The organism is Streptomyces sp. NPDC002088, assembly GCF_040296605.1.
Lineage (GTDB): Bacteria > Actinomycetota > Actinomycetes > Streptomycetales > Streptomycetaceae > Streptomyces.
Genome location: NZ_JBEOXO010000021.1, coordinates 39,542 through 54,170, shown reverse-complemented (window position 1 = coordinate 54,170; position 14,629 = coordinate 39,542). Strand labels below are relative to the sequence as shown.

General features: G+C 71.9%; 15 protein-coding genes. 10 read left to right on the top strand and 5 right to left on the bottom strand.

Going from position 1 to position 14,629, the window contains the following annotated elements:
* The first annotated feature begins 72 nt into the window (after positions 1 to 72).
* A complete protein-coding gene (locus ABT114_RS34990) occupies positions 73 to 1,704 on the top strand; it encodes a phospho-sugar mutase (RefSeq protein WP_351146963.1) in 1,632 nt (543 codons plus the stop codon).
* 45 nt (positions 1,705 to 1,749) lie between these two features.
* Here ABT114_RS34990 and ABT114_RS34985 read toward each other — a convergent pair whose 3' ends face one another.
* Together ABT114_RS34985 and ABT114_RS34980 are read right to left on the bottom strand one after the other, a co-directional pair.
* A complete protein-coding gene (locus ABT114_RS34985; RefSeq protein WP_351146962.1) occupies positions 1,750 to 3,417 on the bottom strand; it encodes a hypothetical protein in 1,668 nt (555 codons plus the stop codon).
* Between the two features lie 188 nt (positions 3,418 to 3,605).
* Complete coding sequence (locus tag ABT114_RS34980) at positions 3,606 to 4,313, bottom strand: PH domain-containing protein (RefSeq protein ID WP_351146961.1); 708 nt, start codon at positions 4,311 to 4,313, stop codon at positions 3,606 to 3,608.
* A 113-nt stretch (positions 4,314 to 4,426) separates the two neighbouring features.
* Here ABT114_RS34980 and deoC point away from each other — a divergent pair, with 113 nt between their 5' ends.
* From deoC to ABT114_RS34965, 3 genes are read left to right on the top strand one after another with little or no spacing between them, the layout of a single operon-like run.
* Positions 4,427 to 5,386 carry a deoxyribose-phosphate aldolase gene (gene deoC / locus ABT114_RS34975; protein WP_351147162.1) on the top strand — a complete coding sequence of 320 codons (960 nt, stop codon included), beginning with the start codon at positions 4,427 to 4,429 and terminating at the stop codon, positions 5,384 to 5,386.
* Positions 5,387 to 5,392: 6 nt separating this feature from the next.
* Positions 5,393 to 6,829, top strand: a complete 1,437-nt coding sequence (locus tag ABT114_RS34970; RefSeq protein WP_351146960.1) for an aldehyde dehydrogenase family protein — start codon at positions 5,393 to 5,395, stop codon at positions 6,827 to 6,829.
* Positions 6,822 to 7,706 carry an aldehyde dehydrogenase family protein gene (locus tag ABT114_RS34965; RefSeq protein ID WP_351146959.1) on the top strand — a complete coding sequence of 295 codons (885 nt, stop codon included), beginning with the start codon at positions 6,822 to 6,824 and terminating at the stop codon, positions 7,704 to 7,706. The genes ABT114_RS34970 and ABT114_RS34965 overlap by 8 nt, the downstream gene beginning before the upstream one ends.
* A 101-nt stretch (positions 7,707 to 7,807) precedes the next feature.
* Here ABT114_RS34965 and ABT114_RS34960 read toward each other — a convergent pair whose 3' ends face one another.
* Positions 7,808 to 8,215: a hypothetical protein gene (locus ABT114_RS34960; RefSeq protein ID WP_351146958.1), complete on the bottom strand. Its 408-nt coding sequence runs from the start codon at positions 8,213 to 8,215 to the stop codon at positions 7,808 to 7,810.
* A gap of 60 nt (positions 8,216 to 8,275) precedes the next feature.
* Here ABT114_RS34960 and ABT114_RS34955 point away from each other — a divergent pair, with 60 nt between their 5' ends.
* A complete protein-coding gene (locus tag ABT114_RS34955) occupies positions 8,276 to 8,989 on the top strand; it encodes a uridine kinase family protein (RefSeq protein ID WP_351146957.1) in 714 nt (237 codons plus the stop codon).
* A gap of 192 nt (positions 8,990 to 9,181) precedes the next feature.
* Here the strand turns inward: ABT114_RS34955 and ABT114_RS34950 are convergent, their stop codons facing one another.
* Positions 9,182 to 9,922, bottom strand: a complete 741-nt coding sequence (locus ABT114_RS34950) for a SigE family RNA polymerase sigma factor (RefSeq protein ID WP_351146956.1) — start codon at positions 9,920 to 9,922, stop codon at positions 9,182 to 9,184.
* Between the two features lie 272 nt (positions 9,923 to 10,194).
* On the opposite strand from ABT114_RS34950, the gene afsQ1 reads away from it, so the two are divergent.
* The 5 genes from afsQ1 to ABT114_RS34925 all read left to right on the top strand — a co-directional run bounded on the left by afsQ1 (position 10,195) and on the right by ABT114_RS34925 (position 14,073).
* Complete coding sequence (afsQ1, locus tag ABT114_RS34945) at positions 10,195 to 10,872, top strand: two-component system response regulator AfsQ1 (RefSeq protein ID WP_338017866.1); 678 nt, start codon at positions 10,195 to 10,197, stop codon at positions 10,870 to 10,872.
* Positions 10,872 to 12,515, top strand: a complete 1,644-nt coding sequence (locus ABT114_RS34940; RefSeq protein ID WP_351146955.1) for an ATP-binding protein — start codon at positions 10,872 to 10,874, stop codon at positions 12,513 to 12,515. Before afsQ1 ends, ABT114_RS34940 begins: the two co-directional genes overlap by 1 nt.
* Entirely contained in the window at positions 12,512 to 13,141 is a 630-nt protein-coding gene (locus ABT114_RS34935; protein ID WP_351146954.1) for a hypothetical protein, read from the top strand. The genes ABT114_RS34940 and ABT114_RS34935 overlap by 4 nt, the downstream gene beginning before the upstream one ends.
* 82 nt (positions 13,142 to 13,223) lie before the next feature.
* On the top strand, positions 13,224 to 13,775 hold the full coding sequence (locus ABT114_RS34930; protein ID WP_351146953.1) for a VanZ family protein: 552 nt from the start codon (positions 13,224 to 13,226) through the stop codon (positions 13,773 to 13,775).
* 94 nt (positions 13,776 to 13,869) lie between these two features.
* A complete protein-coding gene (locus ABT114_RS34925; protein WP_351146952.1) occupies positions 13,870 to 14,073 on the top strand; it encodes a PspC domain-containing protein in 204 nt (67 codons plus the stop codon).
* Between the two features lie 90 nt (positions 14,074 to 14,163).
* On the opposite strand, the gene ABT114_RS34920 is transcribed toward ABT114_RS34925, so the two are convergent.
* On the bottom strand, positions 14,164 to 14,514 hold the full coding sequence (locus ABT114_RS34920; RefSeq protein WP_351146951.1) for an ATP-binding protein: 351 nt from the start codon (positions 14,512 to 14,514) through the stop codon (positions 14,164 to 14,166).
* Positions 14,515 to 14,629 lie beyond the last annotated feature (115 nt).

Below are 14,629 nucleotides of genomic sequence, written 5' to 3'. Positions count from 1 at the left end.
GGGCCCCCAGGGCCGCGACCGCCCATGCACCCGCACGCACTCGCACGAAGAAGACGAGAGGTTGGACCGAACGTGCACGACGATCTCATCGCACGGGCCACGTCATGGCTGGCCGAGGACCCCGACGCGGACACCCGCGCGGAACTCGCCGAGCTCATCGACGCGGGGGACCACGCCGAGCTCGCCGCACGCTTCAGCGGCACCCTCCAGTTCGGCACGGCGGGCCTGCGCGGCGAACTCGGCGCCGGCCCCATGCGTATGAACCGCTCGGTCGTCATCCGTGCAGCGGCCGGCCTCGCCGCGTACCTGAAGAAGAACGGCAGCACCGACGGCCTCGTCGTCATCGGCTACGACGCCCGCCACAAGTCCGCCGACTTCGCCCGCGACACGGCGGCCGTGATGACGGGCGCGGGACTCCGCGCCGCCGTACTCCCCCGCCCGCTCCCCACCCCCGTCCTCGCCTACGCCATAAGGCACCTCGGCGCGGTCGCCGGAGTCGAGGTCACCGCCAGCCACAACCCGCCCCGCGACAACGGCTACAAGGTCTACCTCGGCGACGGTTCGCAGATCGTTCCGCCCGCCGACGCGGAGATCGCCGCCGAGATCGACGCGATCGCCTCCCTGAACGACGTCCCGCGCCCGGAGGCCGGCTGGGAATCCCTCGACGACAGCGTCCTGAACGCCTACCTGGCCCGCACGGACGCCGTCCTGTCCCCCACTTCCCCCCGCACCGCCCGCACCGTCTACACGGCGATGCACGGCGTCGGCAAGGACGTCCTCCTCGCCGCCTTCGCCCGGGCCGGCTTCCCCGAGCCCGTCCTCGTCGCCGAGCAGGCCGAGCCCGACCCGGACTTCCCGACCATCGCCTTCCCCAACCCGGAAGAGCCCGGCGCCATGGACCTGGCCTTCGCCAAGGCCCGCGAGACCGACCCCGACCTGGTCATCGCCAACGACCCCGACGCCGACCGCTGCGCCGTGGCCGTCAAGGAGAACGGGGCCTGGCGCATGCTCCGCGGCGACGAGGTCGGCTCGCTCCTCGCGGCGCACCTCGTCCAGCGCGGAGCCACCGGCACCTTCGCCGAGTCCATCGTCTCCTCCTCGCTCCTCGGCCGGATCGCCGAGAAGGCCGGTCTGCCGTACGAGGAGACCCTCACCGGCTTCAAGTGGATCGCCCGGGTGGAGGGCCTGCGCTACGGCTACGAGGAGGCCCTCGGCTACTGCGTCGACCCCGACGGCGTACGCGACAAGGACGGCATCACCGCCGCCCTCCTCATCACCGAACTGGCCGCCGAGCTCAAGGAGGAGGGCCGCACGCTTCTCGACCTCCTCGACGACCTCGCCGTGGAACACGGCCTGCACGCCACGGACCAGCTCTCGGCCCGCGTGGAGGACCTCTCGGTGATCGCCGACGCCATGCGACGGCTCCGCGAGCAGCCGCCGACCGAACTGGCCGGCCTGCCCATCACCCGCGCCGAGGACCTCACCCGGGGCACCGACACGCTCCCGCCCACCGACGGCCTGCGCTACACGCTCGACGGCGCCCGCGTCGTCGTCCGCCCCAGCGGCACCGAGCCCAAACTGAAGTGCTACCTGGAGGTCGTCGTCCCCGTCGGCACTCACGCCGACCTCCCGGCGGCCCGCGCCCGGGCCGACGCCCTGCTGGCGGACATCAAGCGGGACCTGTCGGCGGCGGCCGGCATCTGATCCCTACGCGCCGGGGCGCTCCCGCTCGCCCAGCCTGGAACTGGCCTAGAACCACAACTCGCTGCCCACTACCGCCGTCATCCACAGCAGGGCGAACAGCACGGCCAGCGGCCACAGGGGGCGCCCCCGCTCGCGTTCCTCGCTGTCGCCGGTGGGGCGCAGGGCGGGGTCGGCGTGCATGGCGGTGACTTCGGCGGCCAGGGCGTCGTACGGGTGGGTCAGGCCGCGCATGCGCTGGAACCGGGCCCAGCGGGGCGCGGAGACCGCCCAGGACTCGCCCCCGCGCCGGCGCAACTTCAGCTCGAAGGACTCCCGGCGGACCGAGCGAACGTCGTCCCACGGGATGTGGGTGGTCCCGCGCAGGCCGTTCAGCCAGAGCCCGGTGCGGTCGGCGGTGATGCGCCAGCACAGCTTCACGGGGACGCGGGCCGCGCCGAACAGGCCCAGGATGGCGGTGGCGATCTGCTGCCAGTGCCACAGGCTGGTGTCCGCGTCGGTGAACGTCCCCCAGCAGCCCCAGACGCCCCACTGCACCATCAGAAAAGCGGCCAGCCAGTCCACCGCGCCCGCACGCCAGCGCCGTACCGGCACCGTCTTCGTCAAGCGCGCGGCCGCCACCAGGCCGAGGTGCTGTTCGTCGTCCGCCGCGGCCCGGGCGGCTGTTCGCTTCTCCCGCTTGAGCCGGCGCCGTACGCCGCCCTCCGACAGCGGTCGTACGGGCCCGGACGACCGTTCCGCCACCGGCGGGTCGCCCGGCTTCACCGCGGCGCTGACGAGTACGACCTCGGCGCCCTCGTACGGCGCCCCGTACAGGACGGCCTCACGCAGTGGCCCGGGCTGGTCGTCGTCGAGCCGGTCGAGAACCTCCTCCAGCTTCGCCCTGTCGTCCGCCTCGTCCTCGTCGTCATCCGTGTCGTCGTCCAGCTCGGTCGTGGCGACGGTGAACAGCGGTCGCAGACCCGCCACGTCGTCCGCCGCGAAGACCTCCGCGTCGGCGTGCTCGTCCTCGCGCATCAGGACGCGCAGGACGGGCGCCGGCGCGGCGCGCAGTGCGGTGGCCCGCCGCCGGCCCAGCACCCCGGAGAGCAGCGTGGTGGCGCCCAGCCCGGCCACGAAGAAGCCGGCGACAGCCGCCGCCTGTCGTTGCTCCGACACGTTCCACATCCCGGCGGTCGCGATCAGCGGGGCGCCCGCCAGGATCAGGGCGATCCCGAGCCCGGAGAGGAGCCGGCCGCGCCCGAGGGGCCGATCCGCGTCCGGCAGCGGGGCGGTCACGCCGCCGGCCGCGGCCAGCGCCGCCTCCCGCTGCGCCGCCCGCGCCCGCAGCCGCAGTGCGGCGATCGTCCAGGAGCCCCCTGCCAGCAGGAGCGCACCGGCGACCACGGCAAGCACCGGCGCGGGACGCTGGACGACGGCCACGAGGGCCAAGGCCGGCGCCGACACCCGTACGATCTCGGGCCGCAGCGGCAACCAGACGAGGTGGAGCGCGGCGAGCGCCGCGAGGTACTCCGGCAGTCCGGCCTCGGTCAGGCCCAGGGCGGCCAGCGCGCCCGTCAGCAGCACCACCTTGAGGACCGGCAAGCCGACCCATCGCACCGGCACCCACCTCGGCGGCAATACCTGTATCCACCGGCGTGCCTGTTCCCCGTTCCAGGGGAGACAGCCGTCGGGTATCGCGGTGGCGGGCAGCGACCGCCGGACGTTCGTACTCATCGCTTCCCAGACACTCGGACCACGAGGGTGGTTGTGCAGCGGCCCTCGGTTCCGTCTCCGGGTGGGGGAATGGCGGTCGCGGCCGAGGCGGGGAGCAGATCATGGCCGAGGAACCTGTGAGTTCACCGACCCGGGCGGCCCCGCCTCAGTCGGGGCTCACTCCCGGATGCCTCGCGGATGACCCGCGCTCACTTGACCGCGAGCAGAACCGCCAGCAGCACCGCTCCGACCACCATCGGCCCCATGACCTCGTACGCCCAGCGCACGGTCACTTCCCCCTGCGAGGCCGTGGCCTTCTCCCGCGCCTTCAGCATCTCGCGCAGCTCGTCCATGATCTTGTCGGTCTCGGCGCGCACCGGACCCACGTCAGCCGCCGGCCCGCTCCCCGCGCCGCCCGTGAGGTCCATACCGCCCAGACCGCCCGCCACACCGCCACCGCCGAACAGCCCGCCCCGGCGTCCGCCGGACTCCGCCCGCGTCTGCTGCCGCACCGCCCGCTTCCGCGCCCGCAGCGACACGGGCACCGCCCACAGCTGGTACTTGGTCCCGGACTTGGTGACCACCTCGTTGGAGTACGCGGAGCGCAGCGAGGCGACCTCGCCCCAGGGCACCACGACGACCCGGAAGGGGTTGCGGACGCGCAGCCGGTCGTTGTTGGCGAAGACGGCAGGCCGCAGCGTGAAGGCGACCACCAGCGGCACGAAGAGGATCATCGCGGCGAGCGCCAGCCACGGAGTGCTGCCGTGCCCGCTGAAGAGGGCGTCGATGCCGAGCCAGCCGCCGAGGGCGAGCAGCAGGACCCCGCCGACCAGGCCCTGGGCCGACCGGTAGATGCGGTCCCTGGACCCGGGTACCGAGGGCTGCGGCGCTGGTGACTGATGCTCGGGGGTCGTCATGGTCCCGATTCTGCCCGACGCCCGCGACGGCGCTCGTCCGCGGTGCCTCCGCTCGAGACGAGCATCCGGGGGTGTACAGCTGCTACGCGCGTAGATATGCTCGTCTGGTGACCATGCCCATCACTGCACCCACAGCACACGCTCTCGCTGACGCCACCGCGTCCGACAGCTCGCTGCGCCGCTTCCTCCACGGGCTGCCCGGCGTCGACGCGGTCGGCCTGGAGGCGCGCGCCGCCTCGCTCGGCACTCGATCCATCAAGACCACCGCGAAGGCGTACGCCATCGACCTCGCCATCTCGATGGTCGACCTGACGACGCTGGAAGGCGCGGACACCTCGGGCAAGGTCCGGGCGCTCGGCGCCAAGGCGGTCCACCCGGATCCGACGGACCGGACGACCCCCGCCACGGCCGCCGTCTGCGTCTACCCCGACATGGTGACCGTCGCGAAGGAGGCCGTCGCCGGCTCGTCCGTCAAGGTCGCCTCGGTCGCCACCGCCTTCCCGGCGGGCCGCGCCGCCCTCGACGTGAAGCTGGCCGACGTGCGCGACGCCGTCGCCGCGGGCGCCGACGAGATCGACATGGTCATCGACCGCGGGGCGTTCCTCGCGGGCAAGTACCTCAAGGTGTACGACGAGATCACCGCCGTGAAGGAGGCCTGCGGGACGAACGCCCGCCTCAAGGTCATCTTCGAGACCGGCGAGCTGTCGACGTACGACAACATCCGCCGCGCCAGCTGGCTCGGCATGCTGGCCGGGGCCGACTTCATCAAGACCTCGACCGGCAAGGTCGCCGTGAACGCGACCCCCGCGAACACCCTGCTGATGCTGGAGGCCGTGCGCGACTTCCGCGCCCAGACCGGCGTCCAGGTCGGCGTGAAGCCGGCCGGCGGCATCCGCACCAGCAAGGACGCGATCAAGTTCCTCGTCCTGGTCAACGAGACCGTCGGCGAGGACTGGCTGGACAACCACTGGTTCCGCTTCGGCGCCTCCTCGCTTCTGAACGACCTGCTGATGCAGCGCCAGAAGCTGGCCACCGGCCGCTACTCCGGCCCCGACTACGTGACGGTGGACTGATCCATCATGGCTTCCGCATTTGAGTACGCACCGGCGCCCGAGTCCCGCTCCGTCGTCGACATCGCCCCCTCCTACGGGCTCTTCATCGACGGCGAGTTCACCGAGGCCGCCGACGGCAAGGTCTTCAAGACCGTCTCCCCCTCCACCGAAGAGGTCCTCTCCGAGGTCGCCCAGGCCGGCACCGAGGACGTCGACCGCGCCGTGCGGGCCGCCCGCAAGGCCTTCGAGAAGTGGTCGGCGCTGCCCGGTACCGAGCGCGCCAAGTACCTGTTCCGCATCGCCCGCCTCATCCAGGAGCGCAGCCGCGAACTGGCCGTCCTGGAAACCCTGGACAACGGCAAGCCCATCAAGGAGACCCGCGACGCCGACCTCCCGCTGGTCGCCGCGCACTTCTTCTACTACGCGGGCTGGGCGGACAAGCTCGACCACGCCGGCTTCGGCGCCGCTCCGCGCCCGCTGGGTGTCGCGGGCCAGGTCATCCCCTGGAACTTCCCGCTGCTGATGCTGGCGTGGAAGATCGCGCCCGCCCTCGCCACCGGCAACACGGTGGTGCTCAAGCCCGCCGAGACGACCCCGCTGTCCGCGCTCTTCTTCGCGGACATCTGCCGCCAGGCCGGCCTGCCCAAGGGCGTCGTCAACATCCTTCCGGGCTACGGCGACACGGGCGCCGCGCTCGTCGCCCATCCGGACGTCGACAAGGTCGCCTTCACCGGCTCCACGGCCGTCGGCAAGGAGATCGCCCGCACGGTCGCCGGCTCCCGCAAGAAGCTCACCCTCGAACTGGGCGGCAAGGGCGCCAACATCGTCTTCGACGACGCCCCGATCGACCAGGCCGTCGAGGGCATCGTCAGCGGCATCTTCTTCAACCAGGGCCAGGTCTGCTGCGCGGGCTCCCGTCTCCTGGTCCAGGAGTCGATCCACGACGAGCTGCTGGACTCGCTCAAGCGCCGCCTGTCGACCCTGCGCCTGGGCGACCCGCTGGACAAGAACACGGACATCGGCGCGATCAACTCCGCCGAGCAGCTCTCGCGCATCACCTCGCTCGTCGAGCAGGGCGAGGCGGAGGGCGCCGAGCGCTGGTCCCCCGCCTGCGAACTCCCCTCCTCCGGCTACTGGTTCGCCCCGACGCTCTTCACGAACGTCACCCAGGCGCACACCATCGCCCGCGACGAGATCTTCGGCCCGGTGCTGTCGGTCCTCACCTTCCGTACGCCCGACGAGGCTGTCGCCAAGGCCAACAACACGCAGTACGGCCTCTCCGCCGGCATCTGGACGGAGAAGGGCTCCCGGATCCTGGCCGTCGCGAACAAGCTGCGCGCCGGTGTCGTCTGGTCCAACACGTTCAACAAGTTCGACCCGACCTCGCCCTTCGGCGGCTACAAGGAGTCGGGCTTCGGCCGCGAGGGCGGTCGCCACGGCCTGGAGGCGTACCTCGATGTCTGATCGGCTCAGTGTCTTCAAGACCTACAAGCTGTACGTGGGCGGGAAGTTCCCGCGTTCCGAGAGCGGCCGGGTGTACGAGGTGACGGACTCAAAGGGCAAGTGGCTGGCCAACGCACCCCAGTCCTCACGCAAGGACGCCCGTGACGCGGTGGTCGCGGCCCGCAAGGCGTTCGGCGCCTGGTCGGGCGCGACCGCGTACAACCGCGGCCAGATCCTCTACCGCGTCGCGGAGATGCTGGAGGGCCGCAAGGGACAGTTCGTCCACGAGGTCGCCGACGCCGAGGGCCTGTCGAAGTCGAAGGCCGCCGACCAGGTGGAGGCGACGATCGACCGCTGGGTCTGGTACGCGGGCTGGACCGACAAGATCGCCCAGGTGGTCGGCGGCGGGAACCCGGTCGCGGGCCCGTACTTCAACCTCTCCTCCCCGGAGCCGACCGGCGTGGTCGCCGTCCTGGCCCCGCAGGAGTCGTCCTTCCTGGGCCTGGTGTCCGTCGTCGCCCCGGTCATCGCGACCGGCAACACGGCGGTCGTGATCGCGTCCGAGAAGTCCCCGCTCCCGGCGCTGTCGCTGGGCGAGGTACTGGCCACCTCCGACCTCCCCGGCGGTGTCGTCAACGTCCTCTCGGGCCGTACGGCGGAGATCGCGCCGTCCCTCGCGGCACACCAGGACGTCAACGCGATCGACCTCGCGGGCGCCGACGACGTACTGGCGAAGGAGCTGGAGATCGCGGCGGCGGACAACCTGAAGCGGGCACTCCGTCCACAGCCTGTGGATTACTCGGCGACCCCCGGCACCGACCGCATGACGGCCTTCCTGGAGACGAAGACGGTCTGGCACCCGACGGGTTCGCTGGGCGCGTCCGGGTCCTCCTACTGACCTGCCCGCCGCCAGAGACCGGAGAGCCGCGCCTCCCCTCCGTCCGGGGGAGGCGCGGCTCTCTGCCTGCGGCTCTCTGTCTGCGGCTCTGCCTGCCGTGGTCAGCCGCCGAGCAGCAGCCCCATCGCCTGACCCGCCACCGGAACGCTGCGGACCGACTTCGCCTGCGCCACCGGCCGGGTGACCGCCTGCGAGGTCACCGGCTGGAAGTCGGCGACCTGGGTGCCGACGCCGTTGTCGAGAGGGTCGACGCCGGTGTCCGCAAGGGGGTTGGGCTTGAGCTCCTGAACCGGGCCGGTGACGTACCGCACCGAGCCGCGGACACCCTGCAGGCCCGCCTGGGGGTCGAGCCGGCCGGCCGACGTGGGCTTCGCGCCTGCCCCGTCGGCCACCGGGTCGGCGGCCGCGGCGGCCGTTGCCGCGCCCGCCCCGAGGGCCACCCCCGCGGTCGCGAGGGCGACCAGGACGCGCCGGCCGGTCGGGGAGTGGGGGAAGTCGTGCAGTGCCATCGCTGGTGCCACCTTCTCGCTGCGCAAGGTAATGCGAACAACACGAAGGGTAGTTGAGGTGTGACGCGTGCTTCAAAGCCGACCCGCGGGGTCGGCAGCAGGGCGCACCATGCCTCAAACTGGTGTTCCGTGAGCCCTCATCCCCCGTCACCCGCCCGCGTCGTCCTGCTCTGCGGCCCCTCGGGCTCGGGCAAGTCCCTTGTCGCCGCCCGCTCCGGGCTGCCCGTGCTGCGCCTCGACGACTTCTACAAGGAGGGCGACGACCCGACACTGCCTCTGGTGGCGGGGAGTTCCGACATCGACTGGGACCACCCCGGATCGTGGGACGCGGACGTCGCGATCGAGGCCATCACCCGGCTGTGCGCCACCGGCTCGACGAGCGTGCCGGTGTACGACATCTCGCTGAGCGCCCGCACCGGCGCGGAGACGCTGAGCATCGGCCGGACCCCGCTGTTCATCGCCGAGGGCATCTTCGCGGCCGAGATCGTGGAGCGCTGCCGGGAACTGGGCGTCCTGGCGGACGCCCTGTGCCTGACCCGCGGGCCGCTCACCACGTTCCGCCGCCGCTTCCTGCGCGACCTCAAGGAGGGCCGCAAGTCGGTGCCGTTCCTGCTGCGTCGCGGCTGGCGCCTGATGCGCGCGGAACGCTCGATCATCGCCCGCCAGACCGCCCTGGGTGCGTACGCCTGCGACCGGGACGAGGCCCTGAGCAGGATGGCCGCCGCAGCCGTGGGCCGGAACGTGCAGGCGAAACCGGCGACCTCAGCACCGTAGGACAGAACAAAAGCGGGACTGGACGGACCCCCCGGCCCTCCAGTCCCGCTTCCCTTGTCGCTCCCCCGCGTCCCCCGTTACCCGCGCGGCAGAGCTCCCCCGTGATTTCCCCGCTGATCCCCCCCGGATCCCCCCGGTACCGCTCCCCGCACCCCCCGGTACGGGCCCCCCGGTACTTCTCCCCCATAACCCTCAGGCGACAAGCTCCCCGAAGGCGTCCTCCTCGTCACGGCCGAAGCTGAGGACCTCGTCCTCGCGCAGCCGGCGGAGCGACCGCCAGATGCTGGACTTCACCGTGCCGACACTGATGTCGAGGATCTCCGCGATCTCCGGGTCGGTCCGGCCCTCGTAGTAACGCAGGACCAGCATCGTCCGCTGAAGCTCGGGCAGCCGGGCCAGCGCCTGCCACAGGACCGCGCGCAGCTCGGTGCCGCGCATCGCGTCCGTGTCACCGGCCGTCTCCGGCAGTTCCTCGGTCGGGTACTCGTTCAGCTTGCGGCGGCGCCACGCGCTGATGTGCAGATTGGTCATGGTGCGGCGGAGGTATCCGCCGACCGCGGCCTTGTCACTGATCCGGTCCCACGCCCGATACGTCGAGAACAGCGCGCTCTGCAGCAGGTCCTCGGCCTCGAAGCGGTCGCCGGTGAGGTGGTACGCGGTTGCGTACAGGGAGGCGCGGCGCTCCTGGACGTAGGCGGTGAACTCCGCCTCCGACAGCGAACGACGCTCCCCCGTGTCCTCCCTGTACGCGGCTCCCCCGTGAGCCGCTTCCCCCGTGTGTGCGTCGACCACCGTCATGAACCCGGTGTGCTGACGCCCGGCGCCGCGAGCGCACCCCCGCCCGCTCACGGCGCCGGACTTCTCGGAACCCCGGGTGACGTCGTGCAGACGCGTGATCACTGCGCTGGTGCTGGTGCTGTGCAGCTTGTTCATCTCGCGCCCCCCGTCGTGGACTTCCGGTGTTCGGCTTGTCGCGTCTTGCTTTCTTGCCTGTGCCGAAAAGCTTGCCCGGGCCACTTCATGGCCGTGTCCGCCGACTGTCACAGACCTGTCACAGGGGTCCCTCGTGTGTACGACACAGCGCTGCCACAGAGGCGCGCGGTAGGGCTCCGCGGGCGCACGCGCGCCCTTGATCACTTGCGGGAGATGTGTGCGAGCGCTCCAGGTGTCGAAACCCCACCCCACCATGGGCCAGAATGAGCCCCGTGCCTTCCCTGTTGCTGATCGAGGACGACGACGCCATCCGTACGGCCCTGGAGCTCTCACTGACGCGCCAGGGACACCGTGTGGCGACCGCTGCCAGCGGTGAGGACGGTCTGAAGCTGTTGCGCGAGCAGCGGCCGGACCTGATCGTGCTGGACGTGATGCTGCCCGGCATCGACGGGTTCGAGGTGTGCCGGCGCATCCGGCGCACGGACCAGTTGCCGATCATTCTGCTGACCGCGCGCAGCGATGACATCGACGTGGTGGTCGGGCTGGAGTCCGGTGCCGACGACTACGTCGTCAAGCCGGTCCAGGGGCGGGTGCTCGACGCCCGGATCCGGGCCGTGCTGCGACGCGGCGAGCGCGAGGCGAACGACGCGGCGACCTACGGGTCCCTCGTCATCGACCGCGCGGCGATGACCGTGACGAAGAACGGCGAGGACCTCCAGCTGACCCCGACCGAGCTGCGACTGCTGCTCGAGCTGAGCCGGCGGCCGGGGCAGGCGCTGTCGCGGCAGCAGCTGCTGCGGCTGGTGTGGGAGCACGACTACCTCGGTGACTCGCGGCTCGTGGACGCCTGTGTGCAGCGGCTGCGCGCCAAGGTCGAGGACGTGCCGTCGTCCCCGACGCTGATCCGTACCGTGCGTGGTGTCGGATACCGCCTGGACGCGCCTCAGTAATGACGAGTGCGCAAGGGGGGGTCCGCGGCTGGGTCGCGGCTCGCAAGGGAGCCTGGTCGCGGCTGCGCTTCACCAGTCTGCGGCTACGGCTAGTCGTGGTCTTCGGGCTGGTGGCGCTGACCGCCGCCGTGTCCGCGTCCGGAATCGCCTACTGGCTCAACCGCGAGGCGGTGCTGACCCGCACCCAGGACGCGGTGCTGCGCGACTTCCAGCAGGAGATGCAGAACCGCGCGGGTACGCTGCCGGAACACCCGACGCAGGACGAACTGCAGCACATCGCGGGCCAGATGGCCAACAGCAGCCAGCGCTTCAGCGTGCTGCTCGTCGGCGAGGACGCGAGCGGCAAGGCCGTCTACGGCAACTCCGGCGGCCTGAACGGCTTCTCGCTCCAGGAGGTGCCCGCCTCGCTGCGCACCGCCGTGAACAAGGAGCAGGACGTCACGGCAGGCAACAAGTCTCCGTACCACCTGTACTGGCAGCGGGTCGTCGACGACGGCACGCCGTATCTGGTCGCCGGGACGAAGGTGATCGGCGGTGGTCCGACCGGCTACATGCTGAAGTCGCTGGAACCGGAGGCCAAGGACCTCAACTCGCTGGCCTGGTCGCTGGGCATCGCCACCGGTCTCGCGCTGATCGGCGCCGCGCTGCTCGCGCAGGCCGCCGCCACGACCGTACTGAAGCCCGTGCACCGGCTCGGAGTCGCCGCGCGCCGGCTCGGCGAGGGCAAGCTGGACACGCGGCTGCGGGTGTCGGGGACGGATGAACTCGCCGATCTCTCACGGACGTTCAACCGGGCCGCCGAGGCCCTGGAGAAACGGGTCGCCGACATGGCCGCGCGGGACGACGCGTCGCGGCGGTTCGTGGCGGACATGAGCCATGAGCTGCGTACGCCGCTGACCGCCATCACCGCCGTGACGGAGGTGCTGGAGGAGGAGCTGGAGGCGGAGACCGGGAGCATGGATCCGATGATCGAGCCGGCGGTGCGGCTCGTCGTCAGCGAGACGCGGCGGCTCAACGATCTCGTCGAGAACCTGATGGAGGTCACCCGCTTCGACGCGGGCACCGCCCGGCTCGTCGTCGACTACGTCGACATCGCCGACCAGATCACCGCCTGCATCGACGCCCGTGCCTGGCTGGACGCGGTGGAGCTGGACGCCGAGCGCGGCATCCACGCCCGGATCGACCCGCGCCGCCTGGACGTGATCCTGGCCAACCTCATCGGCAACGCGCTCAAGCACGGCGGTTCGCCGGTGCGGGTGTCGGTGCGGGTGGCCGGCGGGAGCGGGGACGAGGGCGCGGACGGGAACGAGGACGGGGGCGCGGACGGGAACGGCGGCGAGCTCGTGATCAGCGTGCGCGACCATGGGCCCGGCATCCCCGAGGACGTCCTGCCGCACGTCTTCGACCGGTTCTACAAGGCCAGCGCCTCCCGGCCGCGCTCCGAGGGCAGCGGGCTCGGGCTGTCCATCGCCCTGGAGAACGCGCACATCCACGGCGGCGGGATCACCGCCGCCAACTCCCCCGAGGGCGGCGCGGTGTTCACGCTGCGGCTGCCGCGGGACACGTCCGAGCCGGTGCCGGAGGCCGAGAAGGCCGAGGAGCCCGAGGAGGACGGCTCGGGCTCGAAGGGGGACGCCTCATGACCGTACGCACGACCGCCCGCCCCGTAGGCCGGCTGCTCGCGCTGTCCGGGCTCGCCGTGCTGCTCGCCGGGTGCGGGATCCGGTCCACCGAGGTGCCGACCGACTTCGGTCCCGCGCCCTCGCGGGTGCGCTGCACGCTGTCCGAGCCGGACACGTCGACGCAGACCTCGCCCGGCGTCCCGGTGCAGGTGTTCCTGCTGTGCGGCTCGTCGCTGGTGGCCGTCGACCGGTCCGTGCGCGTTCCGGACGGTACGGCCGACTCGCAGCGCCGGGTGCTGGTGGCGCAGGGGCTGCTCGACCAGCTCGCCGAGACGCCGTCGTCCGCCGAGAAGGCGGCCGGGTACACCACGGACGTGCGCGGCGGCATGTCGGTGCGCGGCCCCGCCCCTAAGGACCCGGACGACACGCTGCGGCTGAGCACCGCGCCTCGCGACCTCACCTCGTACGCCCTCGCACAGCTCGTCTGTACGTTCTCCGACTCGGCGGCGGCCGAGGGCGACGGCTCGGTGATCCTCGGCGGGCCGGCCACCGGCGGCGAGCCGCTGCGCCGCTACGAGTGCACGGACGAGGTCCGTTCCCGGCCCGGGAGCCAGGAGCCGCCGTCGTCGGAGGTCACGGGCGGCTGAGCCACGGGTGTGGCGGATGCCTCATCCGGGTGCTGGGCGGTATCCCGGAACCGTTCGTGCCGAGGGGCGCGTCTAGGGGGGCGTGCAGCGTCAAGGCTCGGGCGGCGGCAGCGCCGCGTTCCGCATCCGTGTGGCAGGGGGTGTCCTCCTCGTCGCGCACCTCGCGTTCGTCGCCTGGTTCACGCTGCGGCCCCTGGACGTTCCCTGGGTGATGCCCGCCAACCTGCGGCCGTTCGCCGGCCTCCGCGCCGACCTGGCGCTGGGCTGGCCGGAGGCGGCCCGGCCTGTCGGTGAGGGGCTCGCGCTGCTCGCGCCGCTGGGCGTGCTGCTGCCGCTGGCGCACGGCCGCCTCGCCGTCTCCCCGCCGGCGTCCCTGCTGCGTACGGTCACCGCCGGGGCCCTGCTGTCGCTGGGCATCGAGCTGTTGCAGACCGGCGTGCCGGGGCAGGTCGTGGACGTCGACTCACTGTTCCTGAACACCGTGGGGGTGGCCCTCGCGCATGTCGCGGTCGTGCCCGCGGCACGCTCCTGGCTCCGCCGCAGGACGGAGCACCGGCGCCGGGCGGCCGTCCGCAGGCAGGAGGCGGCTCAGGGTCGGACCCCGACGATTCCCAGGGTCGGGATCGCACCATAGAGCGACGCTTGGTCCGCTTCGTCTCCGTAGCGTTGTAGGCAGATGAGGCAGCCACACGGGGAGGCCTCGGACCGACGCTCACGAAGGAGCCGACATGACCGCCCTTGCCCGCCCCACCGAAGGCCGCATGATCGGCGGAGTGTGCGCAGCGCTGGCACGGCGCTTCGGCACCTCCGCGACGACGATGCGTGTGGTCTTCCTGGCCTCCTGCCTGCTGCCGGGCCCGCAGTTCCTGCTCTATCTCGCGCTGTGGTTCCTGCTGCCGTCGGAGGACAAGGCCCAGAAGGTGGCCTGGTAGGCAGCAGCCGCCGGTGAGGGGCTTTCGTGCGAACGCCGTTGGGGCGCACCCGGTGCTTCCGGGTGCGCCCCAACGGCGTGTGCGCCTTGCTCAGCCCAGCGGGATCCCGTTCACACCGATGCCCTGAGTGGGCTTCCCCTTCAGCGGCAGACCGCCGAGCAGCGTGGAGGCCTGGTCGGCCGGGCCGCCGGCAAGCGTCTCCGTGGCGGCCGGGGCGGCGGCCAGGCCCGCGTCGAGCGCCGGCTTCGCCTGCGTCAGCGCCTCACCGGCACCCGGCAGCGCCTTGGCAGTGCTCTCCGCCGGCAGCGTCTTGGTAACGGTGTCCAGGGCCTGAGAGGCGTCCGGAACGGCCGGAGCGGCGTTCGCGGCGCCCGCGCCGACAGCGGCGAAGGCGGCACCGAGGGCGGCGACGCCGAGGGTCTTGGCAGCAGACTGCTTCATCGTAAATGCGTCCTCGAAATGGGATGACGGGGATATGAGCGGTCCACGACCGTAAACATGCCACGCCGCCCGCCGCAAACACGGAAATGCGGACGGATTGTGAATGCCCGTCCGC